21 protein-coding genes are annotated in these 26,013 nt (G+C 71.3%); 6 read left to right on the top strand and 15 right to left on the bottom strand.

Annotated features, from left to right (window positions below):
* Positions 1–57 precede the first annotated feature (57 nt).
* The 5 genes from AB0N81_RS33255 to AB0N81_RS33235 all read left to right on the top strand — a co-directional run bounded on the left by AB0N81_RS33255 (position 58) and on the right by AB0N81_RS33235 (position 5,168).
* The gene (locus AB0N81_RS33255) at positions 58–501 is read left to right on the top strand and encodes a single-stranded DNA-binding protein (protein ID WP_365364963.1); all 444 of its coding nucleotides are present in this window, start codon (positions 58–60) and stop codon (positions 499–501) included.
* A gap of 320 nt (positions 502–821) precedes the next feature.
* On the top strand, positions 822–2,222 hold the full coding sequence (locus AB0N81_RS33250; protein ID WP_365364998.1) for a Cys-Gln thioester bond-forming surface protein: 1,401 nt from the start codon (positions 822–824) through the stop codon (positions 2,220–2,222).
* Positions 2,223–2,372: 150 nt separating this feature from the next.
* A complete protein-coding gene (ettA, locus tag AB0N81_RS33245) occupies positions 2,373–4,037 on the top strand; it encodes an energy-dependent translational throttle protein EttA (protein ID WP_365364961.1) in 1,665 nt (554 codons plus the stop codon).
* Positions 4,038–4,044: 7 nt separating this feature from the next.
* Positions 4,045–4,485, top strand: a complete 441-nt coding sequence (locus tag AB0N81_RS33240; RefSeq protein WP_365364959.1) for a thioesterase family protein — start codon at positions 4,045–4,047, stop codon at positions 4,483–4,485.
* Positions 4,482–5,168, top strand: coding sequence for a hypothetical protein (locus AB0N81_RS33235; RefSeq protein WP_365364957.1), 687 nt, complete (start codon positions 4,482–4,484; stop codon positions 5,166–5,168). Before AB0N81_RS33240 ends, AB0N81_RS33235 begins: the two co-directional genes overlap by 4 nt.
* Positions 5,169–5,183: 15 nt before the next feature.
* On the opposite strand, the gene AB0N81_RS33230 is transcribed toward AB0N81_RS33235, so the two are convergent.
* Positions 5,184–5,597, bottom strand: coding sequence for a globin (locus AB0N81_RS33230; RefSeq protein WP_365364955.1), 414 nt, complete (start codon positions 5,595–5,597; stop codon positions 5,184–5,186).
* Between the two features lie 118 nt (positions 5,598–5,715).
* On the opposite strand from AB0N81_RS33230, the gene AB0N81_RS33225 reads away from it, so the two are divergent.
* Entirely contained in the window at positions 5,716–6,675 is a 960-nt protein-coding gene (locus AB0N81_RS33225) for a methyltransferase domain-containing protein (RefSeq protein ID WP_365364953.1), read from the top strand.
* Positions 6,676–6,690: 15 nt separating this feature from the next.
* Here the strand turns inward: AB0N81_RS33225 and AB0N81_RS33220 are convergent, their stop codons facing one another.
* The 14 genes from AB0N81_RS33220 to AB0N81_RS33155 all read right to left on the bottom strand — a co-directional run bounded on the left by AB0N81_RS33220 (position 6,691) and on the right by AB0N81_RS33155 (position 25,989).
* Complete coding sequence (locus tag AB0N81_RS33220) at positions 6,691–8,184, bottom strand: FHA domain-containing protein (RefSeq protein WP_365364951.1); 1,494 nt, start codon at positions 8,182–8,184, stop codon at positions 6,691–6,693.
* Between the two features lie 81 nt (positions 8,185–8,265).
* Complete coding sequence (locus tag AB0N81_RS33215) at positions 8,266–9,621, bottom strand: VWA domain-containing protein (protein WP_365364949.1); 1,356 nt, start codon at positions 9,619–9,621, stop codon at positions 8,266–8,268.
* A gap of 115 nt (positions 9,622–9,736) precedes the next feature.
* A complete protein-coding gene (locus AB0N81_RS33210; RefSeq protein ID WP_365364946.1) occupies positions 9,737–11,119 on the bottom strand; it encodes a PP2C family serine/threonine-protein phosphatase in 1,383 nt (460 codons plus the stop codon).
* Between the two features lie 2 nt (positions 11,120–11,121).
* Positions 11,122–13,677, bottom strand: coding sequence for a tetratricopeptide repeat protein (locus AB0N81_RS33205; protein ID WP_365364944.1), 2,556 nt, complete (start codon positions 13,675–13,677; stop codon positions 11,122–11,124).
* Positions 13,674–14,993 carry a hypothetical protein gene (locus AB0N81_RS33200; protein WP_365364942.1) on the bottom strand — a complete coding sequence of 440 codons (1,320 nt, stop codon included), beginning with the start codon at positions 14,991–14,993 and terminating at the stop codon, positions 13,674–13,676. Before AB0N81_RS33200 ends, AB0N81_RS33205 begins: the two co-directional genes overlap by 4 nt.
* Before the next feature lie 96 nt (positions 14,994–15,089).
* Positions 15,090–16,091 (bottom strand): glutamate ABC transporter substrate-binding protein, encoded by a 1,002-nt coding sequence (locus AB0N81_RS33195; protein WP_365364940.1) that lies wholly within the window; start codon positions 16,089–16,091, stop codon positions 15,090–15,092.
* 32 nt (positions 16,092–16,123) lie between these two features.
* Positions 16,124–17,506 carry a hypothetical protein gene (locus AB0N81_RS33190; protein WP_365364996.1) on the bottom strand — a complete coding sequence of 461 codons (1,383 nt, stop codon included), beginning with the start codon at positions 17,504–17,506 and terminating at the stop codon, positions 16,124–16,126.
* Between the two features lie 402 nt (positions 17,507–17,908).
* Positions 17,909–18,904 (bottom strand): BadF/BadG/BcrA/BcrD ATPase family protein, encoded by a 996-nt coding sequence (locus AB0N81_RS33185; RefSeq protein WP_365364938.1) that lies wholly within the window; start codon positions 18,902–18,904, stop codon positions 17,909–17,911.
* On the bottom strand, positions 18,895–20,160 hold the full coding sequence (locus AB0N81_RS33180) for a 6-phospho-beta-glucosidase (protein ID WP_365364936.1): 1,266 nt from the start codon (positions 20,158–20,160) through the stop codon (positions 18,895–18,897). The genes AB0N81_RS33185 and AB0N81_RS33180 overlap by 10 nt, the downstream gene beginning before the upstream one ends.
* A gap of 8 nt (positions 20,161–20,168) precedes the next feature.
* Positions 20,169–21,080: a carbohydrate ABC transporter permease gene (locus tag AB0N81_RS33175; protein WP_365364934.1), complete on the bottom strand. Its 912-nt coding sequence runs from the start codon at positions 21,078–21,080 to the stop codon at positions 20,169–20,171.
* A gap of 8 nt (positions 21,081–21,088) precedes the next feature.
* Positions 21,089–22,024, bottom strand: a complete 936-nt coding sequence (locus AB0N81_RS33170; protein ID WP_365364932.1) for a sugar ABC transporter permease — start codon at positions 22,022–22,024, stop codon at positions 21,089–21,091.
* Between the two features lie 12 nt (positions 22,025–22,036).
* Entirely contained in the window at positions 22,037–23,377 is a 1,341-nt protein-coding gene (locus AB0N81_RS33165) for an ABC transporter substrate-binding protein (RefSeq protein ID WP_365364930.1), read from the bottom strand.
* Between the two features lie 56 nt (positions 23,378–23,433).
* On the bottom strand, positions 23,434–24,609 hold the full coding sequence (locus AB0N81_RS33160; protein ID WP_365364928.1) for an ROK family transcriptional regulator: 1,176 nt from the start codon (positions 24,607–24,609) through the stop codon (positions 23,434–23,436).
* A 240-nt stretch (positions 24,610–24,849) separates the two neighbouring features.
* The gene (locus AB0N81_RS33155; protein ID WP_365364926.1) at positions 24,850–25,989 is read right to left on the bottom strand and encodes a mechanosensitive ion channel family protein; all 1,140 of its coding nucleotides are present in this window, start codon (positions 25,987–25,989) and stop codon (positions 24,850–24,852) included.
* Positions 25,990–26,013: the final 24 nt, after the last annotated feature.

Here is a 26,013-nt window from a genome sequence, read left to right as displayed (position 1 = left end):
TCGCGGCCGTGGACAGCGCGGCGGCGGAGACGGACGAAGCGGGGGAGGGGTTCGATCATGAACGAGACCTTGGTGACGGTAGTGGGAAACGTGGCGACGACGCCGGTGTACCGGGAGCTGCCGTCGGGACCGGTGGCGCGGTTCCGGCTCGCGGTGACGTCGCGGTACTACGACGCCGCGAAGAACACGTGGAGCGACGGCCACACCAACTTCTTCACGGTCTGGGCCTGGCGGGCGCTCGGTACGAACGTGCAGGGGTCGGTGTCCGTGGGTGAACCGGTCATCGTCCAGGGCCGGTTGAAGGTGCGTGACGAGGAGCGGGGCGGGCAGCACTGGACGTCGGCGGACATCGAGGCGGTGGCCGTCGGACACGATCTGTCGCGCGGCACGGCGGCGTTCCGGCGGGTGGGCAGGGCCAATCCGGCGCTGACCGAGTCGGCGGCGGAGCGGGACGGAAGCGGGGCCGGAATGAGGGAGAAGGAGCCGGCGCCCGTGGGATGACGGAGTGTCAGGGTGACTGCCGAGGAGGCGACCGAAGTGCGGCATATCGGCGAATCAATGCCGTTGATTTGTCGATAAGCCCAGCTCGGAGCGGGGGTTGGGGATAACGATTCCGAGTCGGATCCGCAGTCCTATGAGATGCGTGGGGCTCGTGATGCGCCGTTTCCTTAGGATGCCGGACGTAGCTCACGGGGCAGTTGGCAGAAGATGCCATGCAGGTGGCAGGTGTTCCTGCCCCTTTCAGTCTGCTGGCGGGACCACCCCCCAACGTTGTGAACGGGTCCCGCCCGGAGGGGAATTCAGTGTTTTCTGCGTTGTCCATACGTAGCCGAGGCGCCGCCCGCCTCGCCGCAGTGACCGTGGCGGCGGGTCTGGCCCTGGCGGGCGGCATGACCGTCGCGGGCGCGGCCGCGGCGGAAGAGGCGCCGCAGCACCGGGGCGGCGCGATCGCGACGCTGGGCGGGCTGCAGACGTACGACCAGGCCGTCATCCGTGACAACGGCAGCTCTCAGCAGGTGCCCGCGGGGCTCTTCGAGATGTCTGTGGAGGGCGGCGGCACCCTGCAGACGTACTGCATCGACATCCTCAACCCCACGCAGAAGGACGCCAAGTACCAGGAGACCCCCTGGAGCGGCACCTCGCTGAACAACAACCGGAACGCGGGCAAGATCCGCTGGATCCTTCAGCACTCCTACCCGCAGGTGAACGACCTCGCGGCGCTCGGCCGCAAGGCGGGCGTGAGCTCCCTCACCGAGCAGACCGCCGCGGCCGGCACGCAGGTGGCGATCTGGCGGTACTCCGACGCCGCGGAGGTCGACGCCGTCGACCCGAAGGCCGAGAAGCTCGCCGACCACCTGTACAAGAGCGCGCGCGACAGCGTGGAGCCCAAGGCGTCGCTGATGCTCGAGTCGCCCGCCGTGTCGGGCCGCGCGGGCAAGCGGCTCGGCCCGGTCACCGTGCGGACCGACGCCGAATCGGTGACGGTGACGCCGCCCGCCGACTCCGCGACCAGCGGTGTGAAGGTCGTCGCGGAGAACGGCAAGCCCGTGAAGTCCGCGCGCGACGGCAGCCGTCTCTACTTCGACGTACCGAAGGACGCCCCGGACGGCTCGGCCGCGCTCTCCGTGCAGGCGTCGACCACCGTGCCGGTCGGCCGGGCCTTCGTGTCCGAGACCAGGAGCCAGACACAGATACTCGCGGGCTCCAGTGAGTCCACCGTGTCGGCGACCGCGACCGCGGGCTGGGCCGCGGAGGGAGCGCTGCCCGCGCTCTCGGCGGAGAAGAACTGCGCCGAGAGCGGCGTCGACATCACCGCGGTGAACAAGGGTGACAAGCCCTTCACCTTCCGCCTGATGGGCTTCAAGCACACCATCAAGGCGGGCGCCTCGCAGACCGTGACGATCCCGCTGCAGGAGGACCAGCCCTACGACTTCACGATCAAGGGGCCGAACGGCTTCGAGAAGCGCTTCAAGGGCGTGCTCGACTGTCGGACCGCGGGCGACACGATAGGCAACAAGGCGCAGCCCGTCTCCGAGCCGAGCCCCGCGTCGGCGGGCGGCACCTCCGGCGGCGGCGACCTCGCCGAGACCGGCAGCTCCAGCAACACCCCGCTGATCATCGGCATCGCGGTGGCCTTCGTCGTACTCGGCGGCGCGGCCGTCTTCTTCGTGCGTAAGAAGGACACCCCGACGCAGCCGGCGGACTCCTCCTCCGAGGAGTGACACAACCCCTGACCCGCAGCGCGCGGTAGTCACGCGGCTACCACACGCGAGGTACGGCCCCGGCGGACAATCATCCGGTTTCCGCCGGGGGGTGGCCGTCAGGCAAGATGGGGTGTATCTGCCCACTCACTGATTGCCGGACGGTTTCTCTTGGCTGAGTACATCTACACCATGCGCAAGACGCGCAAGGCGCACGGCGACAAGGTGATCCTCGACGATGTCACCTTGAGCTTCCTTCCTGGCGCGAAGATCGGTGTCGTGGGCCCCAACGGCGCCGGTAAGTCCACGGTGCTGAAGATCATGGCGGGGATCGAGCAGCCGTCGAACGGTGACGCGTTCCTGTCGCCGGGGTTCACCGTCGGCATCCTCATGCAGGAGCCGCAGCTCGACGAGTCGAAGACCGTTCTGGAGAACGTCCAGGACGGCGCCGCCGAGATCATGGGCAAGCTCAAGCGCTTCAACGAGGTCGCGGAGCTCATGGCGACCGACTACTCGGACGAGCTCATGGAGGAGATGGGCAAGCTCCAGGAGGACCTGGACCACGCCAACGCGTGGGACCTGGATGCCCAGCTCGAGCAGGCCATGGACGCGCTCGGCTGCCCGCCCGGCGACTGGCCCGTCACCACCCTCTCCGGCGGTGAGAAGCGCCGCGTCGCACTCTGCAAGCTCCTCATCGAGGCGCCCGACCTGCTCCTCCTCGACGAGCCCACCAACCACCTCGACGCCGAGTCGGTGAACTGGCTGGAGCAGCACCTGTCCCAGTACGCCGGCGCAGTCGTCGCGGTCACCCACGACCGGTACTTCCTGGACAACGTCGCCGAGTGGATCCTGGAGCTCGACCGCGGCCGCGCCCACCCGTACGAGGGCAACTACTCCACGTACCTGGAGAAGAAGCAGACCCGACTCAAGGTCGAGGGCCGCAAGGACGAGAAGCGCGCCAAGCGGCTCAAGGAAGAGCTCGAGTGGGTGCGGTCGAACGCCAAGGGGCGGCAGGCCAAGTCCAAGGCGCGTCTGGCGCGCTACGAGGAGATGGCCGCCGAGGCGGACAAGATGCGGAAGCTGGACTTCGAGGAGATCCAGATCCCGCCGGGCCCGCGACTGGGTTCGATCGTCGTCGAGGTCGAGCACCTGTCGAAGGCATTCGGTGACAAGGTCCTCGTCGACGATCTCAGCTTCTCGCTGCCGCGCAACGGCATCGTCGGCATCATCGGTCCGAACGGCGCGGGCAAGACCACGCTGTTCAAGATGATCCAGGGCCTGGAGGAGCCGGACTCCGGCAAGATCAAGATCGGTGACACGGTCAAGGTCAGCTACGTCGACCAGGGCCGCGCCAACATCGACCCGAAGAAGACCCTCTGGGCCGTGGTGAGCGACGAGCTCGACTACATCAACGTGGGCCAGGTCGAGATGCCCTCGCGGGCGTACGTCTCCGCCTTCGGGTTCAAGGGCCCGGACCAGCAGAAGCCGGCCGGGGTGCTCTCCGGCGGTGAGCGCAACCGCCTCAACCTGGCGCTGACCCTCAAGGAGGGCGGCAACCTGCTCCTCCTCGACGAGCCGACGAACGACCTGGACGTCGAGACCCTCTCCTCGCTGGAGAACGCGCTCCTGGAGTTCCCGGGTGCCGCTGTCGTGATCTCCCACGACCGGTGGTTCCTCGACCGGGTCGCGACCCACATCCTCGCCTACGAGGGTGACTCCAAGTGGTACTGGTTCGAGGGCAACTTCGAGTCGTACGAGAAGAACAAGATCGAGCGCCTGGGCGCCGACGCGGCCCGTCCGCACCGTGCCACCTACAAGAAGCTGACGCGAGGCTGAGGCGACTGTGGCTCGACACATATACCAGTGCCCGCTGCGCTGGTCGGACATGGATGCCTTCGGGCACGTCAACAACGTCGTCTTCCTGCGGTACTTGGAGGAGGCGCGCATCGACTTCATGTTCCGGCTGGCGCCCGGTGACGGGTCGCCGTCGTTCTCCGGCGGGTCGGTCGTGGCCCGGCACGAGATCGACTACGTACGGCCGTTGGTGCACCGGCACGAGCCGGTCACCGTGGAGTCGCGGGTGACGAAGATCGGTGCGGCGTCGCTGACCATCGCGTACGAGATCAAGGACGCGGACCAGGTGTATGTGCGGGCCTCCACCGTGGTCGTGCCCTTCGACCTGGAGGCGCAGCGGCCGCGGCGGATCTCCGCCGAGGAGCGGGAGTTCCTCCAGGAGTATGTCGACGACAGCGCCGACGGTGGCTCGGGGGCGCTTGCCGCATGACCTCGCGGCTCCACTTCGCCGATGCCGGGGAGGCGGCGGACCTCGCCGCCTTCCTGGCCCGGCTGATCCACTACGACAAGGCGGCCGCGGTGCGGCTGCAGGCCGCCGGGGACACGCTCGCCGTGTTCGGGCGGCCGCCGTCATTCGAGGTGCTCGCCATCCGGACGGCGCGGCTCACCGAGCCGTACGAGTACGGGCTCGACACCGCGCTCGACGTCACCGTCTCGGCCGGTGAGTTCCTGGAGCAGGTCGGCGAGTCGGCGGAGCTCGTGGAAACGGCTCGGGGCGTGGACGTCCCGGAGGCCGTCACCGGGCCGCCGTGGGCGGGCGTGCTGCCGCCGCGCGGCGGCTGGCGGCCGGAGCCCGGCCTGCCGGCTCCGGACGCGGTGCGCTCGCTGATCAAGCAGTCCGTGGCCGAATTCCGGTCCCGGGTCGAGGAGTTGCCCGCCGAGCGGCGGGTGCGGGCTGAACTCGACCGGGTGGGGCGTGAGATCTGGTCCCGGCCCGTCGGTGACACGGAGCTGCCCGTGCGGGCCGCGCACGCGGCGCAGACCCTGGGATTCCTGCGCGGGGACGCGCTGACCCTGCTGTCGGCGGGGGCGTGGCTGCGGCTGCGTACGGCCTATGGATCCGTCGCGGTGCGCCGGGCGGGTGCTTCGGGACTCTCCGTCACACCCGCCTAGCAGTGCTGACGGCGGTCAGCCCTCGGAGTTGACCATGGAAGCCGCCGCGTACGTCAGATAGTTCCACAGCGTCCGCTCGTGCTCCTCGGAGAGGCCGAGCTGGTCGACCGCCGCACGCATGTGCTTCAACCAGGCGTCGTGCGCGGCCCTGTCGACCGTGAACGGCGCGTGCCGCATCCGCAGCCGGGGATGGCCGCGATTGTCGCTGTAGGTGCGGGGGCCTCCCCAGTACTGCATCAGGAAGAGCGCGAGGCGCTCCTCGGCCGGGCCCAAGTCCTCCTCCGGGTACATCGGCCGCAGCAGCGGGTCCTCCGCGACCCCCTGGTAGAAGAGGTGCACCAGGCGTCGGAAGGTCTCCTCGCCGCCGACCTGTTCGTAGTAGGTCTGCTCCTGAAGCGTGCCGCGCGGGATCTCTTTCACACGTTCCATGGTCTCAGACGTCGCGACCGAGGACGGAAGGCTTAGGACCACCGCACCACCGCACCACCGCGCCACCGCCCCGGCTCCGCCACTCGCATCGGCGGCGACGGCGCAGCACAGTGGACACATGGAACTCGATCCTGTGCTGCTCGCCGAGGCCCGGACCGCTCTCGTGCGCGAGATAGAGGCGAGCGGGGCCTGGCAGGACGACCCGGTCTGGCGGGAGGCGTTCGAGGCCGTGCCGCGGCACCTGTTCGTGCCCTACTACTACGTGGGCGCGGGCGGCGGGTACGAGCGGCTGTGGGGCGAGGACTCCGACGACCGGCGACGCACCCGCTGGCTGCGCGGCGCCTACACCGACTCCCCGCTCGCCACCCGGGTGCGCGACGGGGACCTCGTCTCGTCCAGCAGCCAGCCGTCCCTGATGGCGAAGATGCTCGCCGAACTGGAGGTACGCCCGGGGCACAGGGTCCTGGAGATCGGCGCCGGCACCGGCTACAACGCGGCGCTGCTCGCCCACCGGCTCGGCGACGACCACGTCACGACCATGGACCTCGACCCGGAGATCACGGAGTCCGCGCGGCGGCATCTGGCGGCCGCCGGGTACCGCCCGGCCGTGGTGACCGGCGACGGCGCGGCCGGCTGCCCCGAGCGGGCGCCCTACGACCGGATCATCGCCACCTGCACCCTGAACTCGGTGCCGAGGGCCTGGCTCGCCCAGTGCAGTCCCGGTGCCCGCGTCCTCACGCCGCTGGCCACCGGCCTGGTCGCGCTGACGGTGCGCGGCGCGGAGCACGCCGAGGGACGCTTCCTGCACACCCCCGCCTACTTCGTGCCGCTGCGCGGCGGCGGCGCGGGAACCCCGCAGGAGCAGCACATCGGCGGGCTGCCGCGCCGGGCGCTGCAGAACGAGCTCTTCCGTTTCCTTCTGGAGCTGACCGCGGGCAGCCTCGATCCGCACGAAGCGCTCGCGCTGTGGCAGCGTGAAGGGCGGCCGGTGCGCGAGCGCTTCGGGATCACGGTGAGCGGACCGTACGAATGGGCCTGGCTCGACGACCCCGAAGGGCCGTACGTCTGGCCTCTCTGAACCGGCCCGCTCCCGTCAGTCGCGGCGGATGGTGAGCGTCGTCCAGGCACCCACGTGCACCTGGTCGCCGTCCTGGAGCGGGACGGGGACGAACGGCTGGATGGGCTCCTCGCCGCCGTTGACCGTGGTGCCGTTCGTCGAGTTCTGGTCGACGACCGCCCAGCTGCCGTCCGGCTGGTGGACCAGGACCGCGTGCTGGTGCGAGACGCCCGGGTCCTCCGGCGGCACCGACAGGTCGATGTCCGGGGTGTCTCCCGTGGAGTGCCTGCGACGGCCGATGCTGATCTGGTTGCCGGACAGCGGGCGCTGCTGCTCGGGCGAGTACGCGGGGAGGTTCAGCCCCGAGGCCTCGGGGCCGCTGCGCTGCATCATCGCCATGAAGTACTCACGGTCGGGACCGATCGTCACCGTCCACGTCCCGGGACCCTGCGACCGCTCGGGCTGCTGCGGCTGGAAGGACTCCTGCTGGAAGGACTCCTGCGGCTGGAAGGGCTCCTGCTGGACGGGCTCCTGCTGGGCGGGGGACGACGGGGGCGAGATCACCCAGTCGTCGGTTCCGCCACCGAAGGAGGGGCCGCCGGAACCGGGACCACCGGGGCCGCCGGGACCACTGGGGCCGGGCGGCGGAGGAGGCGGGCCCTGCGGGGCGCCCGTCTCCTGCGGGAACGCGGGGGGTGCGGGCGGACCCGGCTGCTGGAACGCCTGGGGGGCGCCGGGCGGCGCCTGACCGGGGCCGGGACCCTGCGGACCGGAACCCTGCGGACCGGGACCCTGAGGGCCGGGGCCCTGAGAACCCTGACCCTGAGGGCCGGACTGCCCCGGGAACGGCTGGCCAGGCCCCTGAGCGCCGGGTCCGGGCTGTCCCGGGAACGGCTGACCTGGACCCTGCGGCCCAGGACCCTGCGGCCCGGCACCCGGAGGACGGGAACCTTGCGGACCGGGCCCTTGCGGACCGGGACCCTGCTGGCCGCCACCGCCACCGCCACCGTTGCCGAACGGCGGGATCGGCTCCGCGGGCCGGTTCATCTGCGAGGGGCGCGAGCCCTGGTACTCGTATCCCGGCGGGGGCTGCGAGAACTGCTGTGCCGGGTTCGGGCCCTGCGGCATGCCGGGGCCGCCGGGCCCCCGGCCGGGAACGGGGCCGGGGCCGGGACCACCGTGCGTGCCCGGCAGCGGCGGGTTCGGCGCCGCGGGCGTGTACGAGGTCGCCGTGTTGGTCAGGAAGTTCCAGCGGCACTCTTCGCAGAACGGCGCGTTCGCCTCGCGGGGCGTGCGGCACTGCGGGCAGAGCTGCGCCTCGGGAGCCGGCTCCGGCACGGCGGCCAGATGCGGGCGCCCCGGCGCGGGCTGCGGGAAGCCGGGGTCCTGGCCGGGCTGCGGCGGGGGATAGCCGTACCCGGCCGGGGGCGGCGGCGGGGGAGGCGGTGGTACGGCACCGGCCATGCGGTGACCGCAGACCTCGCACCAGTCATCGGAACCCGACTGGTGTCCGTTCGGGCAGGTCGGCATGTCGGCGCTTCCCCCTCTCCTTCTCCGGCCCGAGGGCCGTACGTACTGCGTCTGTACCGTCCGCGGCGCCCGTGCGCCGCGCTACTGCTTCTTCACGCGAACGGTCTTCGTCGACCGTGTCTCGAGTGTCATCTCGTCGGCCTCGGCGACCTTCGCCTTCAATCGAACAGTACCTGCCGCGGCGTCCACGACGTCCACCACCTTCGAAAGCAGCTTCGCCGTATCGGCGTTGCCCGAGGCGCTCGCGAGCTGGACGGCCCGGCCCAGTTTGGCCGTCGCTCCGTCGACATCTCCCGATTTGCGGGCGTCCAGGCCCTGCTGGATGACCTGCGCGAGTTCCGCCTGGCCCGTGTAGTGCGCGACCTGCGGGTTCATGGAGGTGGAGGCCGCCATGTCGTCCGTCCACACCGCCCGCACCAGGCCCTGCGACAGCGTCTGTACGCTGCCGTCCCCCTGTGGCACCACGAGCGAGACGCGGGCGGCGAGCATCTCCTGGCCGAGCTCGGCGCCCGGCACCTGGACACAGATGTGGTAGTCGCGGGACTCGTCGCCCCAGGACCCCGTCGGGTAGTCCCCGGCGCGCGGCCCCGCCTCCGTGCGACGCGACGTCAACTCCTCGACGGTGGGCGCCACTTGCTTGACGAACTTGATCTCCACGCCCATGGGCGTCCAGAGCCGCAGGCTGACGTCGGCGACCTCCTTGCCCATCGCCGTCTCCATCATCTGTGTGAAGTCGGCGGCGAGCCCGGCCGGGTCGGCGACGATGTCGGCGGTGCCGAGCAGCGCGGAGGCTATGCCTGTGACCTCCTTCACCTCCCAGTCCGTGCCGACGCCGCGGGCGTCGCAGGTGAAGCGGCCCGCGCAGGAGTCGAGCGCGGCCTTGAGGTCGTCCGGCGACTCGTGTTCGTTGCGGCCGTCGGTGAGCAGGATGCCGTGCCGCACCGAGGACGCGGGGATGTCGGCGGAGGCCAGGAGGCGGTCGGCCAGGCGCAGCCAGGTGCCGATCGCCGTGCCGCCGCCCGCGCTCAGCCTGCGCAGCGCCTGCTTGGCCTGCTCGCGGGTCTGCGCGCCGGCCACCGCGAGGCGGCCGCCGCCCGGGTAGACCTCCTTGGCGACGTGCGTCCCGCCGATCACCGCGAAGTGCACACCGTCGCGGAGGGCGTCGATCGCGGCGGCCGTGGCGTCCCTTGCGCCCCGCATCTTCGTCGGCGGGTAGTCCATCGACCCGGAACAGTCGACCATGATCGCGACGGCGGCGTCCGGGCTCAGGCCCGCCGCGTACAGATGCGGTGCGCGCACCGCGGACCCGACCGTTCCACCGCCGGTCGAGGTGACCGTGGCGATGGCGTTGACCTCCCGGCCGCCCTCCGGGAGGTACTCGTTCTGATAGACGTCCACAGAGAACTGCGGCACGTTCGACTTCGAGAAATTGGCCATGGAACTGCTCCCCCTCAGATCCTGAAAAACTTCACGACCTCACGACTTCACGACTTCACGACTTCACGAGCCGGTGCGGCCCCCCACCCGGCTCCGGGCCGTTCCTGTCTTCTGTCTAGGCCGATCCTGCCCCTTGCGGCACGAACGGGAACGGGACGACGGCCACTGTTACGTTGTCGTGGCCGCCGCCGTCCAGTGCGTGGCCGACCAGGACCTGGGCGCTGTGCAGCGGCCGGGCCGCGGCGTCGGCGGGCACCGCGTCGGCCATCTCCTCGACGGCTTCCGCGTAGTTCCACAGCCCGTCCGTGCACACCACCACTACACCCGCACGGTCGGGTTTGAAGGAAGCGGTGTGCGGCTCCAGTTCGTACGCGTCCGCGCCGAGCCAGCCCGTGATGGCGTGCGCGCGGTCGTCCGCGTACGCCTCGGCCTCGCTCATCAGACCGGCGGCGACCATCTGCGCGGCCCACGAGTCGTCCTCGGTCAGGCGGACGGTGGGGCCGCCGCGGTCGTCGGGCACCCAGTAGGCGCGGCTGTCGCCGACCCAGCCGACGACGAGCAGGCCCCCGGCGACGACCGCGCCCACCAGCGTGCAGGCGGGGGCGTTCTGGTGCGGGCTGTGCTCGCGGGCGGTGGCGGGCTCGGCGGCGAGCGCGTTGACGGCCTCGGCCGCGGCGAGGATCGCCTCGTGCATCGCCTGCTGCGGGTGGGTGCCGCGCGGCAGCGCCGTCAGCAGCGACTCGTTGGCGGCGCGGGACGCGGCGAGCGAGGCCGCGTCGGGGCGGGTCGCCGACGAGACCCCGTCGCAGACGATCGCGACGACGGCGGGGGAGCCGTCGGCCAGTGCGGCCGTGGAGATCGCGAAGGCGTCCTCGTTGCGGTGGTGGCGCAGGCCGCGGTCGCTGACCGCGGCGACGGTGTCGAGCTCCTGCTCCATGTGGTCGCGCTCGCGCGGCTGGGCGTGCCCGCAGTTCTCGCAGTACCCGTCCGGGTCGACCCGCCCCGAGCGGCAGGCCACGCAGAGCTTGGTGCCGGTGGGGGGCGTGGCGTCGGGCGCGGTCGTACGCGGGTCGGCGGCGGCCGGGGCCGACGCGGGCTCAGGCGCGGGCTCAGGCGCGGGTACGGGGGCGGGCGCGGCGGGCGCAGGCGCGGGCAGCGCGTACTCGTCCGGCTCCCCGGGGTCCTCACCGGCCTCCGGAGCCACCGCGTGGGCGTCGGCGGGCAGTTCGCCGCCCGCCGAGTCCGTGCCGGGCAGGTCCGTCGGCAGGTGGGCCGGCACCGGCGTGTCGGAGCTGTCGACCTCCGGCGCGACGGGCCACTCCGACGGCTCCCCGTCCGGGGCGGCGGTCCCCGCGGCCCCGGAGGACCCGTTCGGGGACACGTCCGGCCGCGGCGGCACCGCCGACAGGTCGAACCCGCACGCACCGCAAAACAGGTCACCCGACTCCAGCGGCTCCTCACAGCTGGGGCAGGCAGACAGCTGGGGCATCTGCGACATACTCACACCCACGTCCGGGGGCGGAAACGGTTGGCCCGTTCCACCAGTTCGATCCTCTCCTCGCCACCCTGTGCGAGCCGGGCCAGTGTCCGGTACGAACGCTCCAGACCGAACCGGAGACCACGCTCGTCCAGGTCGCTGCCGAGCAGTACGGTCCGCGTCCCGGTGGTGGCCGGTGGCGCGGAGACGTGACCAGAGTGCCTACCGGAGAGTACCCAGTCGAGCGCCGTCCCCAGAACCTCGGTCGACAGACGCTCCCTGCGCACCGCGTCGAGCCCGAACCCGGCAAGTGCCTCGATCTGCCCCGCGGCGGCCGTCAGGTCGTCCAGGAGGGCGGCGTCCGAGGAGAGCGCCGTGCCCGACGCCATACGCTGCCGCAGCCGCGCCCGCACCGCCGCGACCCGGGCCGCGGTGTAGTGGATGGACGACTCCGGCACGGACTCCAGGGTGCGCACGGCACCGGCCCTGTCGGCGGCGGCGAGCCGCACGCGGGCCAGGCCGAACGCGGCGCTCACATAGCTCGGGTCGGTCGTCCACACCAGGCGGTAGTACTCCGCGGCGTTGTCCAGCTGGCCGAGGACCTCCGCGCAGACGCCGAGCGCCAGCTTCGGCGCGGGCTCGCCGGGGAACGCGTCGTAGACCGCGTCGAAGGAGAGCGCCGCGCTCTCGAAGTCGCCGGTCGCCAGGGCCGCGACGCCCCGGTACCAGACGACCCGCCAGTCGTCCGGGTGCTCCAGCTCCAGGTCGGCGATGGCCTGGGCGGCGGGCGCCAGTTCCCCCATGGCGAGCCGGGCGCGCAGCCCGCGCAGCCGCAGCTCCACGGAGTCCGCGGGCGCCGCGCCGAGCGCGGAGATGAGCTCGGCGGGAGCGGACGCGATGAGCCCGGCGAGGAACCCGGCGTTCGGGTCGTTCGGGTCCACGAGGGGCACGGGCAGCGCGAGGGCCGTCGCGGTGGCGTCGATGGCCCGGACGATCCCCGTGGCGCCCGCGCCCTCCGGCCCCGCGCCCTCCGGCAGGGCCCTGCCGTGGTCAGGGCCGGTGGGTCCGGTCCGGGCGCCCAGGCGGGACACCTCCCCGGTCAGCTCCGCGAACAGCTGCGTGTCCGGCACCTTCACCTCGGGCCCGAACAGCGTGGACAGCGCGGGCCGCGGCCGCCCCGTCTGCAGCGCCATGACCTCCCGCAGGACACCCGTCAGCTGCTCGGCCATCTCCTGCGCGGAGGCGAAGCGGCGGGCCGGGTCCGGGTCGGTGGCGCGGACCAGGAGACGGTAGAAGGACTCGTACTTACGGAAGACCTCGATGTTGTCCGGGTCCGGCAGGGAGTCCACGAACACGTTCGTGTAGCCCTGGAAGTCGAAGGTCAGGACCGCGAGGGTGCGCGCCACCGTGTAGAGGTCGGAGGCCACGGAGGGCCCCACTTCGGCGACTTCGGGGGCCTGGTACCCGACCGTGCCGTAGATCGCGGACTCGTCGTCGTCCATCCTGCGGACCGCGCCCATGTCGATGACCTTGAGCTGGCCCTCGGTCTGGATGGCGTTGTCGACCTTGAAGTCGCAGTACAGAAGATTGCGGCTGTGCAGGTGGCCGAGGGCCTCCAGCGCCTCGATCCCGTACGCGCAGGCCTGCTCGACCGGCAGCGGATCGCGCCTGCCGTCCGGGGTGCGGCGGCCGTTGGCGATCTCCTTGAGGGACTTGCCGCCCACGTACTCCATGACGATGTAGCCGTCCATGGAGCCGGTGCGCTGGTCGAGGTGCTCGACGAAGTTGTAGATGCGGACGATGTTGGAGTGCTCGATCTCGGCGAGGAAGCGGCGCTCGGAGATCGCGGCGGCCATGGCGTCCTGGTCACCCGTGTCGAGGAGGCCCTTGAGGACCACCCAGCGGTCGGACACCGCGCGGTCGATGGCCAGGTAGACCCAGCCGAGCCCGCCGTGCGCCAGACAGCCCACCACCTCGTACTGGCCGTGCACGATGTCGCCGGCGTTCAGCTTCGGTACGAAGGAGTAGGGGTGGCCGCACTTGGTGCAGAACCCCTCGGTGCGGCCGGGCCGGTCGCCGCGCGCGCGGCCCACCGGCGCCCCGCAGTCGGAGCGCGAGCAGAACCGCTTCCGCTCGGGCACCTCCGGGTTCTCCTGCACCGCCCCGCGCGGGTCGGGCCGCGGCACGTCCGGCACGGTGACCAGGCCGACACCGAGCCGCCCGCGGGCCGAGGACGAGGCCGCCGAACCGGAGCTGCGCACCGACACCGAACGGGACGTCGAACCGCCGGACAGGGAACGCGAGAACCGCCCGGACACCGACCTGCGCGACGACTGCGAACGCGACGAACGGGAGGAGCGGGACGAGCGGGAGGACGAGCGGGACGAGGAACGCGCGCTGGAACTGCCGGAGCCCCGCGAGCCCTTGCCGCCGGCCGTGATGCCCGTCGGCGTCGAGCCGACCATTCCGTCCGGCGCGACGACCGGGGCGAGCCCGCAGGTGTCGCAGTACAGCTCACCGCCGCCGAAGTCGTCGTAGCTGCCGGTGCATGTGGGCCGTTGACACTGGCGCTGGCTCACGATTCCCCCGTCCGGTCGGTGGGCCCGCCCTGCTGCGGGACCCTCGGCACGAGCACTTCGGCCGCGGCCTGCTGATAGCGGAGGACCGCCTGCTCCGCCACGCGGAGGTCGCAGGGCGCGCTCCACAGCATCCGGCGCGCCGCGTCGTACCGCTCGATGAGGAGCGGGTCCTCGGCGTGGCCGTGCCGGGCCACCTTCGCCTTGTACGCGTCCAGCCGGCCGCGCAGCTCGGCACGGACCGCGAGCGGCGCGGTGACGGCGCCCAGCGATTCGCGGGCACGCAGCAGTTCGTCCTCGGCCTTTTGCTCCAGGGACTCCAGGAGCGGCGAGAGGCGGTGCCACTGGCCGTGTCTGCGGTACTCGGCGGCGGTCGCCAGCTGTTCCTGCAGCGCCGTCGGCGGGCCGCTGACGGCGGGCACCTCGGAGGCGGCGATCTTCGCGAGGACCTCTCCGCGCGCGGAGCGTGCCTCGGCGAGGGTGCGGTCCGCGCGGGACAGGATGTCGCGCAGCTTGCCGAGGCGGGCCTCCGCGTCCTGGCGGACGGTGAGCACCGCCTCGATCTCGCGGCGCACCTCTTCCAGTGCGCGTGCCTCGCGGTCGTAGCGGTCGGTCGCGGGGCGGCCGCCACCGGGGGCCGAACTGCCCTGTGCGGGCCGCCAGAAGGCGAGCGGGTCGGAGACCACCTGCTCGCGCAGCGCGGTCAGGGTGCGGGTGATGCGCTCCAAGTCGTCGCCCGAGGGATGCTCCCCCGGTCGTACGCCGACGGAGTGCGCGAGCTGGCGGGTGCGGGCCAGCTCGGCGGCGAGCAGGTCGATACGGGCGGGCAGCGCGGACCACACCGCGTCGGCGGCGACGACCATGTCGAGGGAGTGCGCGTACAGGTCGTTCATCCGGGCCACGAGCTCTTCGAGGGTGAAGCGCTCGGTGAGCCTGGCGGGGCCGGTGATCGAGGAGGACGCGCCCGACGAGGTGCCGCCCGCGACGGTCACTGACTCGCCGCGCAGCAGCTCGGTCAGCTCGAAGAGGTCGTCCCGGCTGGGCCAGCGTCTGCGCTCGCGCACCTCGTGTGCCGCGCGCAGGGCGCCTGCGTAGGCGTCGAAGTAGGCCCAGAGCAGGGTGATCCGGGATTCCGTGGCCGTCCAGCGCTCCTCGGTGACGCCGGTGAGCCCGGCACCTTCGAGTAGGCGGCGGCCCGCGTGGTCCTGGAGGGCGAGGAGCGAGGTCTCGATCGCCTCGTGCTCGGCGTCGAGCCGCGCCAGCGCACGGTCCACCTCGTCCCGGTCCATCACCGGACCGGGGGGTCCCGTGACGCTCATCGATCACCTCTCCGCTCTGCGTTGCCGTGACTCTTCGGCCGGGGACTCTCCGGCCGTGGACGCTTCAGTCGTACCAGGTCGGTCGTCCGCTCCGGGTCAGTCCCGGTACTCGGGGTCCGGCGGGCCCGGCGACTTGCCGAGGCCGCCCTCGAGCCACTTGTCGTAGGACTTCTCCCAGCCGTTCTTCGTGTCCTTGCGGTAGTCGTCGAGGACCTTGTTGACCCGGCGGACCAAGTCGTCCGAGCCCTTCTTCATCGCCACGCCGTAGTGCTCGGTGGTGAACGGCTCCTCGCCCTTGAGCTCGACCGTCGGGTCCTGTGCGGCCTGGCCCGCGGCGAGCGCGCTGTCGGTCACCACGGCGTCCACCTCGCCGAGCTGGAGCCGGACCAGGCAGTCGAGCTGGTTGGGCACCGTGGTGGAGATGTCGGCGCCGAAGTTCTTCTTCTTGAGCTCGTCCTCGGCGATGGAACCGGAGGCGGTGCAGATCTTCTTGCCGGCGAGCGAGGAGTTGTAGCCGGTGATGTCCTTCCGCTTCTTCGGGGCGAGGACCTGCTGGCCCGTCTCGAAGTACCCGGTGGAGAAGTCGACGTCGTCCAGGCGCTCGCAGTTGACGGTCATCGTGCGGACGACCATGTCGACCTGGCCGCTCTGGATCGCCTCGATGCGCTGGTTGGTCGGTATGGCGCGGAAGACGATGGCGTCGCGGTCGCCGAAGATCTCCTCGGCGATCTCCCGTGCGAGGTCGATGTCGAAGCCCTCGAGCTCGCCGCCCGCCTTGTTCGGGTCGCGGTAGCCCCAGCGGTAGCTGTTCTGGTCGACGCCGACGACGAGCTTCTTGATCTCGCGGTTCTTGATCCGGTCGATCGTCGGACCGTCCTTGGGGGAGGGGCTCAGGCTGCGGTCGTTGCAGTCGTCGGCCTCGGCCCGCGCGGGCGCGGCCACCGTGGCGACCGGGCCGCCGCGGTCCGCGCCGCCGTCCCCTTCGCCGCCTCTGTCCGGCAGGGCCAGCACGAGCGATCCCGTCAGGGCGCAGGCGAGACCCATCGCGCCCACACCGCCCCAGCCGCGCAGCCTGGCCGTGCCGCGTCGCGTCCGCATCGTCTGCGCGCCCCCTCTCACCTCTGGCCCCGTCACCGGTACTCCGAAAGCCTGCGGCCGATGCCGAGCACGGCGGCCGCCGCGGCCAGGACGGCGAGGACGGCGGCACCGATCGCCAGTCCGTCCATGGCGCCCCTGCCGTCCTTCGCCGCCTGCTTGAACTCGCGCTGTTCGTGCGCCAGGGCCCGGTCCAGGGCCGCGTCCACGTTGTCGAAGCACTCGCCGGTCGGCTCGTCGCCCTTGGCGCCGATGACCTTGTCGAGCGCTCCCTGGTAGTCACCGGAGTCGTCGCTGGAGCGGGCCACCTTGTGGCGGTCCTTCCAGACGCCCACGTTCTTCGCGGCCTCGGCGACAGGGTTCTCCCCGGCGTCGTCGTCGGCGAGCTCCGCCGCCCTGCCGAGCAGTCCGCTGTCGGCGCCGCCCAACTGCTTCATCTGCGCGCGGTACGCCACGTCGAACTTGTCCTCCGACTCGCCGCGCACCTCGGTGGTCTCTGCGCCGCGGCTGACCAGGGTGAGGTTCTCGTTGCCCCGGGCCTTCAGGGAGCTGATGCGGGCGTCGTTGAGGACGTTCAGGGAGCGCACGCCGTCGTCGTACGACTCGTTGAGGCCCGAGCGCGCGACGGTGTGGCCGACGACGAGCCAGAGCAGCACGACGGTGGCGGCCGCGGTCGCGGCGAGCAGTCCGTGGTTGAACACCCGGTTCGTACGACGGTAGTTGCGGCGCTGGGCCCAGCCGAGCGCGGCGAGGGCGAGGACGCCGAGGGCGATGGCGAACCAGGGGTACGGCTTGGCGTTTCCGTAGTCGGAGCTCAGCCGTTCGTTCTCCGCCTTGTAGAGCTTCTCGGCGGCCGGGAGCATCTGCGTCTGCATCTTGTCGTTCGCGTACCGCAGATAGGCGCCGCCCAGCGGGAGGCCCTGGCGGTTGTTGGCGCGGGCGCGCTCGATCAGGCCCGTGTACTCGGGGAGGAGCTTGTTCAGCTTGCCCACGGAGGTGGCGGACGACGAGCCCGAGCCCGCGTTCGACGCGGCCTTCGCCAGCTTCTCGGAGGCCCGCTCGATGTCCCTCTCGTACCGGGCGCGGACCGCGGCGGGCTCCTGGCCGCCCGCGAGGAAGCCACTGGAGGCCGCCGTGTTGGCGTCCGCCAGCGAGCGGTAGATGGCGGCGGCGTCGGCGCTCAGCGGCTGGCTGCGGTGCAGCACGTCGTCCGCGGCGGCCGAGCGCTCCGTCATCTGCCAGGTGGTGACCGCCCCGAACGCCACGACGAGCAGGGCAAGCACGGCACCGATGATGCGCAGCTTGCCCGGCTCCGTGGTCGCGGCGGCGCGCAGCCGGTCGACGCCCTCGGACCAGGCGGTGCGGCGGCGTGCGGGGACTGGGGCGGTGGTGGCTGTGGCGGGCGGGGCGGGCGGCATACCGGATGCCTGCGGCGTGCCCGGTGCCTGCGACGCGCCCGGTGCCTGCGGCGGCACGGTCGGCATCGTCGGCACGGGCTGTCCCGGCGCCTGCGCGGGTACGGCCGGCACCTGCGCGGGAACAGCCGGTGCCTGCCCGGGCGGGCCCGGCGGCACCGCGCCGCCGTTCGGCGGATGTGTCACCTTGCCTCGACCTCCCCCTCGGTCATCGGACGGTTGTCTCCGCCCGGCACGCGCGGAGCGGGAAGAAGTGCACGGCCGCAAGTATTGCCGCAGGGACTGACATCCGCACAGGCCTTGACTCGATCTTGTACGGATCCCTGCCTCGAACTCCCTGTTCTGGAACACGAGATTGAGAGGTGTTCGGTTCCCGCCCGCGCGCACGGCTCGGAAGGGAAGCGGTCAGTGGCCGCTCACGCCCCCCTCGTAATGCGTCCGCACGCGCGCGTGCACCTCGGCCGGCGCCCCCACCTGGTCGAGTCCGAGGAGCGCCGCTCCGAGCACGGGACGCGCGGTGACCACCCGCGGCACCGCCTTGGGCGCCCGCTCGGCGAGCAACATCCGCACCCCGTCGTCCAGTTGCGGGTGGCGCGCGGCGAGGACGCTGCCGCCGAGCAGTACCGGGGCCTCCTCGTCGAGCAGTCCGAGCCGCTCCAGGGCCACGGCCGCCATGGCCACGACCTCCTCGGCCATCCGGTCCACCAGCGACCGCGCCACCGGGTCGCCCGCCGCCGCGGTGGCGAAGAGCACCGGCGTCAGCTCGTGCCGCCGGACCGCCGGGACACGGCCCAGGTGCAGCGCCTCGATCAGCGCGTACATGGAGACCAGGCCGAAGTGCGCGGGCAGCGTCTCGCGCAGCGCGGTCGGCCCGCCCCGGCCGTCCTCGGCGCGCGCCGCGTGCCACAGCGCCTCCTCGGCGAGGCCCCCGCCCCCGCCCCAGTCTCCGGAGATGCGGCCGATGGCGGGGAAGCGGGCGGTGCGCCCGTCGGGGAGCATGCCGACGCAGTTGATGCCCGCGCCGCACACCACGGCGACACCGCGCGGCTCGGTGTCCTCCAGGAGCCCGGCGCGCAGGACGGCGAAGGTGTCGTTGCGCACGTCGACCGAGGCGCCCCACGCGCGCCGCCGCAGCGCGTCCGCCAACTCCCGCTCCTCGACGGGCAGATCGGCGTTGGCGAGGCACGCGGACACATGGCCCACGGAGTCGACACCGGCCTCGGCGAACGCCCGCGTCACCGCCTCCGCGAGCACGTCCACGGCGGTCTCGACGCCCACCTTCGGCGGCTGGAACCCGCCGCCGCGGGCCGCGCCGACGACCTGCCCGTCGGCCGCGACCACCGCGACGTCGGTCTTGCTGTTGCCCGCGTCGATCGCGAGCACGCTCGTGCCTACGCCCACGCCAGGTGCTCCCGGTTGTGCGCGATCAGGCTGTCGGTGAGCTGCTCGGCGTACGCGTACTGGCCGACGAGGGGGTGGGCGAGCAGCGCCTTGAAGACGCGGTCGCGGCCGCCGTGCAGCGCGGCCCGCAGGGCGAGGTCCTCGTACGCGGTGACGTTCGCGATGAGCCCCGCGTACAGCGGGTCGAGCTCCGGCACGGCGAGCGGCCTGGCGCCCGACCCGTCCACCGCGGCCTGCACCTCGATGACCGCGTCGTCGGGCAGGAACGGCAGCGTGCCGTTGTTGACGGTGTTGACCACCTGGTGGGGGCTGCCGCCGTTGTCGAGCAGCGAGGCCGCCAGGTCCACGGCGGCCTCCGAGTAGAAGGCGCCGCCGCGCTTGGCGAGCAGCTCGGGCTTCTCGTCGAGCGCCGGGTCGCCGTACATCTCCAGCAACTGGCTCTCCATCGCGGCGACTTCGGCGGCGCGCGAGGGCTTGGTCCGCAGTTCGTCGACCACGGCGTCGTGCTGGTAGTAGTAGCGCAGGTAGTACGAGGGGACGACGCCGAGGCGGTCGACGATCGCACGAGGCATGCGCAGATCCTCGGCGACCGCGTCCCCGTGCTCGGCGAGCAGCTTGGGCAGGATGTCCTCGCCGCCGGGGCCCCCGAGGCGTACGCCCGTCTCCCACGTCAGGTGGTTGAGGCCCACGTGATCGAGGTGCACCTCACCCGGCGCGACGTCGAGCAGCTTCGCGAACTTCCGCTGGAAGCCGATCGCCACGTTGCACAGGCCGACGGCCTTGTGTCCGGCCTGGAGCAGCGCCCGCGTGACGATGCCCACGGGGTTGGTGAAGTCGATGATCCACGCGTTCGGATTGGTCCGGCGCACGCGCTCGGCGATGTCGAGGACGACGGGCACGGTGCGCAGGGCCTTCGCGAGGCCGCCCGCGCCGGTCGTCTCCTGGCCGACGCAGCCGCACTCCAGCGGCCAGGTCTCGTCCTGCTGACGTGCCGCCTGCCCGCCGACACGCAGCTGCAACAGCACCGCGTCGGCGTCCGCGACGCCCGCGTCCACGTCGGACGTGGTGACGATGCGGCCCGGGTGGCCCTGCTTGGCGAAGATGCGCCGCGCGAGGCCGCCCACCAGCTCCAGACGGTCGGCCGCCGGGTCCACGAGGACGAGCTCCTCGATCGGCAGGGTGTCCCTCAACCGTGCGAATCCGTCGATGAGTTCGGGTGTGTAGGTCGACCCTCCGCCGACCACTGCGAGCTTCATATCGGTTCTCAGCCCTTTACTCCGGTGAGGGTGACGCCTTCGACGAAGGCCTTTTGTGCGAAGAAGAAGACGATGATGACGGGGGCCATGACGAGCAGGGTCGCCGCCATGGTCATGTTCCAGTTGACGCTGTGGGCGCTCTTGAACGACTCCAGGCCGTAGCTGAGCGTCCAGGCGCCGGGGTTCTGGGCCGCGTAGATCTGCGGTCCGAAGTAGTCGTTCCAGCAGTAGAAGAACTGGAAGAGCGCGATGGCGGCGATGCCGGGCTTCGCCATCGGTACGACGATCTTCACCATGGTGCGGAACTCGCCGCACCCGTCGACCTTCGCCGACTCGATGTACTCCTTGGGGATGGTGAGGAGGAACTGCCGCAGCAGGAAGATCGAGTACGCGTCACCGAACGCCATCGGGATGATCAGCGGCCACAGCGTGCCCGACAGGTGGAACTGCTGCGCCCACACCAGGTACATCGGGATCACGATGACCTGCGGCGGCAGCATCATCGTCGAGATGACCAGCAGCATCGCCGTACGCCGGCCGCGGAAGCGGAACTTGGCGAGCGCGTACGCCACGGGGATCGCCGAGCAGACGGTGAAGAGGGTGCCGAGCCCCGCGTACAGGAGCGAGTTGCGCCACCAGTCGAGGAAGCCCGGCGTCTCGAACACGGCCTTGTAGTTCGACCACTGCCAGGAGTCGGGCCACAGCTCGCCGCTCATCGCCTGCGAGTCGCTCATCACCGACGTCAGGAAGACGAAGACGAACGGCAGGACGAACAGCAGGGCGACGGCTATGGCGACGCTGTGCACGGCGATCCAGTGCAGGATCCGCTTGCGGCGGGCGCGGGCGGCGGCGGGCCCTCTGGACGCCGGGGCAGTGTGTTCGGGCGCTGTGGCGGGCGCGCTCAGAGTCGTGGAAGTCATCGGAATCCTCAGTCCTCCGCCGCGAGCAGCCCGGAGCGCTTGCGCATCAGGAGCATCGTCACGGCCATGGCGATGGCGAAGAGCACGAGCGAGAGCACGCACGCCGCACCGGTGTTGAAGTTCTGGAAGCCCATCTGGTAGACGAGCTGGGGGACCGTGAGGGTCGAGTGGTCCGGGTAGCCGGGCTGGATGACGGAGCCGGGCCCGATGTTGACGCCGGAGGCGACCTTCCCCGCGACCAGGGCCTGCGTGTAGTACTGCATGGTCTGCACGACGCCCGTGACCACCGCGAACATCACGATCGGCGTGATCGCGGGCCAGGTGACGTAGCGGAACTTGGCGAACGCCCCGGCGCCGTCCAGGTCGGCCGCCTCGTACTGCTCCTTGGGCACGTCCAGCAGGGCGGCCATGAAGATCACCATCAGGTCGCCGATGCCCCACAGGGAGAGCAGCACCAGCGAGGGCTTGGCGGTGTCGGGATCGTTGAACCAGTTGGGCCCCGAGATCCCGACCGCGCCGAGTACCTCGTTCACCGGCCCCGTGCCCGGGTTCAGCAGGAAGACGAAGGCCACCGTGGCGGCCACCGGCGGGGCGAGGTACGGGATGTAGAAGGCGGTACGGAAGAACCCGACCCCCGTCTTGATCTTCGTGATGAGCAGCCCGAGCGAGAGCCCGAAGACCACCCGCAGCGCCACCATGATCACGACCAGCCAGAGCGTGTTCCACAGGGCCGGGCCGAACAGGGGCATCTGGTCGAACACGTACTTCCAGTTCCTGAGGCCCACGAAGGTGGGCTCCTTGATCTGGTTGTAGTGCATGAACGAGAAGTAGACGGTGGCGATCAGCGGATACGCGAAGAAGACGCTGAAGCCGACCAGCCAGGGGGAGAGGAAACCGAGTGTGCGCAGTCTGCGGCGCGCGGGGTTGGAGAGAGTCAGTGCCATGGGTCGGGGTCCTCAGCTCTTCGACTGGAGGGTGTCGGCGTCGATCTGCTCGTCGAGCTTCTTCAGACGCCCTCGCAGATCACCCACGCGCCCGGACTCGACGGAGTACGAGAAGTCCTGCAGCGAGACGACGTAGGCGCCGCCGTTGACGGAGGGCGGCAGCGCCTTGCTGTGCTTGTTCGCCAGGATGTCGAAGAACGTCCGGAAGGTCGGATCGGCGTCCAGATCGGGGGAGTCGAGCGCCGCGAACGTGGAGGGCACGTTGTGGATGGCGTTCGCGAAGCTCACGACCTGCTTCGTGTCCGCGGTCAGGAACCGCACCAGCTCCCACGCGGCGTTCTGGTGCTTGCTGCTGTGCGCGATGCCAGCGACGGTGCCGGTGATGAAGCCCCGCCCGTACGTGTCGGCCTGGTCGTCGGGAACGGGCAGCGGCGCCACGTCCCAGTTGAACTTCGCCTTCGCCTCGTTCAGCATCAGCCCGCGCCACTCGCCGTCCAGGAGCATGGCGACCTTCCCGGTCAGGAAGGCGTTCTGGCTGGACATCTCGTCCCCGAAGGTCAGCCGGAACTTCTCCAGGTCACCGAACCCGCCCTGGGCGGCCGCGAGCCGGCGCGTGGTCTTGAAGAAGTCGTACGTCGAGGGGTCCTCGGCGAGTCGCGAACCACCCTTGGCGTCGAAGTACTTCGGCCCCCACTGAGCGAAGAGCCGGTCCGGGCTGTTCTGGTAGAAGCGGAAGCTGGGCATGTACCCGACCCGCTTGTACGAGCTCTTGCCGTTGCGCGCGGTCAGCTTCTCGGCGGCCCGCTCGAACTCGGACATCGTGCGGGGCGCGCGCTTGATGCCCGCCTCGTCGAAGGCGTCCTTGTTGTAGTACATCCCGAAGGCGTCCGCGAGCAGCGGCAGGGCGCACTGGTTGCCCTGGTAACTCGTGTAGTCCAGAAGTGTCTTGGGGAAGGTCTTGCGCTTGTCCAGCCCCGTCTTCTTCATGAACGGGTCGAGGTTCACCCACATCCCGGAGTCGCAGTACTGGCCCACGTTGTTGGTGGTGAACGACGACACCACGTCCGGGGCCTTTTCGCCGCCCGCCCGCAGGGCCTGGTTGATGGTCTCGTCGGAGACGTTCCCGGTGGCCTTGACCTCGATGTTCGGGTGCAGCTTCTCGAAACGGTCGATGCTGTCGTTGACGGCCTTGACCTCGCCGGGCGTCGCCCAGCCGTGCCAGAACTTCAGGGTGACCGGCTTCGTGGGGTCGTCGTTCGCGCTGCCGACGCTCGGGTTGGCGCAGCCGGAGAGCAACAGACCGGCTGCGGCGAGCGCCGCGGACGCGCAGGTGGGCATGCGCCATCGCGGCATGGCGGGCTTCCTTTACGAGGAGGGGAGTTGGCGGAGTTACGGGGAAGGGGGGTGGCTCAGGCGGTGTCGAAGACCTGATCGCGGGCCTGGGTGAGGGCCGAGCGCAGGGCGCCGGTGAGAATCGGGTCGCCGTCGAGTTCGCTGACGCGGATGAGCGGGCGGGGCAGCGCGAGACCGGTGAGCTCCTCCTCCACCCCGAGGCGCAGCTTGTCGCCGCCCGCCTGGGCCACCGAGCCGGAGAGCACGACGAGTTCGGGGTCGACGACGGCGACGACCGCGGCGATGCCGGTGGCGATGCGCCGCGCCACTTCGCGGAGCGCGACGTCGTCGGCCATGACCTCCGCCAACGTCGCCTTCTCGCCCGTCAGTTCACGCACGACGTACGCGGATACGAGGCTTTCGAAGCCGCCGGCGCCCCCGCCGTACTCGGAGCCGCCGCGTGCCAGCGGGGCGCCCGGCAGCGGCATGTAGCCGATCTCGCCCGCGCCGCCGGTCGCGCCGCGCAGCAGGGTGCCGCTGAGCACGATGGCGGCGCCGACGCCCTCGTCGAGCCAGGTCAGCACGTAGTTGTCGTAGTCCTGGGCGGCGCCCTCGTACTGCTCGGCGACCGCCGCCAGATTCACGTCGTTCTCGATGTCGACGGGCGTGCCGAGGACGGCGGCGAGGTCGTCGCGCAGTGTCCGCGAGTGCCAGCCCGGCAGGTGCGGGGCGTAGCGCAGCTGGCCGGTGTGCGGGTCGATGGCGCCGGGGGTGCCGATGACGGCGGCCCGCAGGTCCGCGTGGCCGAGCCCCGCCTGGCCCAGGGCGCCGTCGACGGCCTCGGCGACCAGCTGTGCGGTGCGGTGGCGCACGTCTTCGGCGACGGCGTCGGCCTCCACGCGGGCCTGGCCGAGCACGGTGCCGGTGATGTCGGCGACGAGCGCGGTGATGCCGGTCGGGTCGGCGGACAGCGCGGCGACGTGACCGGCGCGCGGGTCGACCTCGTACAGCAGGGCGTTGGGGCCGGGGCGGCCGCTGAGGCTGCCCGTGGTGTGCACGAGGCCGGCGGCTTCGAGCCGGCCCAGGAGCTGGGAGGTGGTGGGCTTCGACAGCCCGGTCAGCTCGCCGATGCGGGTGCGGGTGAGGGGGCCGTGCGCGACCAGGAGGTCCAGCACGGCGCGGTCGTTCATGGCGCGCAGGACGCGCGGCGTGCCCGGGGTACCCGGAGTCACCGGGGAGCTGCCTGCTGCCATCACGACACCTGCCTCTCGGCTGCCCGTACGGTAACGGCCGCCGTAACTGTTAGGAAACTTTCCAGTTGGTGAGGACGGTACGGGTGGCGTGAACAGGGCGTCAATAGTGGGCGCGGTCGGCTTTGGTGGGCCCGCGTCTTCGATGGTTACCGGGGCCGCCCGGTTTTCAGCGGATTGTGGCGCCTCTGAGCCAGCAGTAAAGGGGGGCACCAGCAAAGACGCAGGCCCCCCGACGTCACGCTACTTAGACAGGTTCGGCGCGGGCGGCGGCGGAGGTATGGGGGAAGCCGCCAGGGACTGGGGAGACGTGGCGGAGGCGTACGCGGAGGGCGCCGCGACGGCGGCGGACGGGTCGGGGGCGTCCTCCTGGGCCGCCAGCGGCAGGCCGCCCACGATGCGGATGCCCGCCTCGTCGAACGCCTGCTTGATGCGCCAGCGCAGCTCCCGTTCGACCCCCAGGGACTGCCCCGGCATCGTCTTCGCCGAGACGCGGACGACCATCGAGTCGAGGAGGACGCTGTCCAGGCCGAGGACCTCCACCGGGCCCCACAGCTTCTCGTTCCACGGCTCGTCCTTCGCCATGGTCTCGCCGACCTCGGCCAGCGTCGCCTTCACCTTGTCCAGGTCCTCGTCAGGACGGACCGTCACGTCGACGCCGGCCGTGGACCAGCCCTGGGAGAGGTTGCCGATGCGCTTGACCTCGCCGTTGCGGACGTACCAGATCTCGCCGTTGTCGCCGCGCAGCTTCGTGACGCGCAGGCCGACCTCTATGACCTCGCCGGAGGCCACACCCGCGTCGATCGAGTCACCCACGCCGTACTGGTCCTCGAGGATCATGAAGACGCCGGAGAGGAAGTCCGTGACGAGGTTGCGCGCGCCGAAACCGATCGCGACACCCGCCACACCCGCCGACGCGAGCAGCGGGGCCAGGTTGATCTCGAACGCGCTGAGGACCATCAGTCCGGCCGTGCCGAGGATCAGGAACGAGGCGACCGAGCGCAGGACCGAGCCGATCGCCTGCGAGCGCTGGCGGCGGCGCTCCACGTTCACCAGGAGCCCGCCGAGCGCCGTGCCGTCCACGGCCTGCGCCGTGCGGTTCATGCGGTCTATCAGCTTGGTGATGGCGCGGCGCACCAGGACGCGCAGGACGACGGCGATCGTGACGATGAGCACGATGCGCAGGCCGATACCGAGCCACGTGGACCAGTTCTGCTCGACCCAGCTGGCCGCGTTCGTGGCGCTCTCCTGGGCGTCCTCGAGCGTGGGCGGCTTGGTCGTTGGCGTGTCGTCCGGGTCCGTTCCGGCTGCCGACAGGACGGACAAGAACACGGCGGGTACCTCCAGGTATCGCGGCCTGCCCGGCGAACGAAGAACCGCCATCGAAGCGGAACCGGGGGAACCGGG

The organism is Streptomyces sp. NPDC093510, assembly GCF_040683555.1.
Taxonomy (GTDB): domain Bacteria; phylum Actinomycetota; class Actinomycetes; order Streptomycetales; family Streptomycetaceae; genus Streptomyces.
Note: the sequence above shows the minus strand (reverse complement) of the source record. Positions and strands in the feature narration are given on the sequence as shown.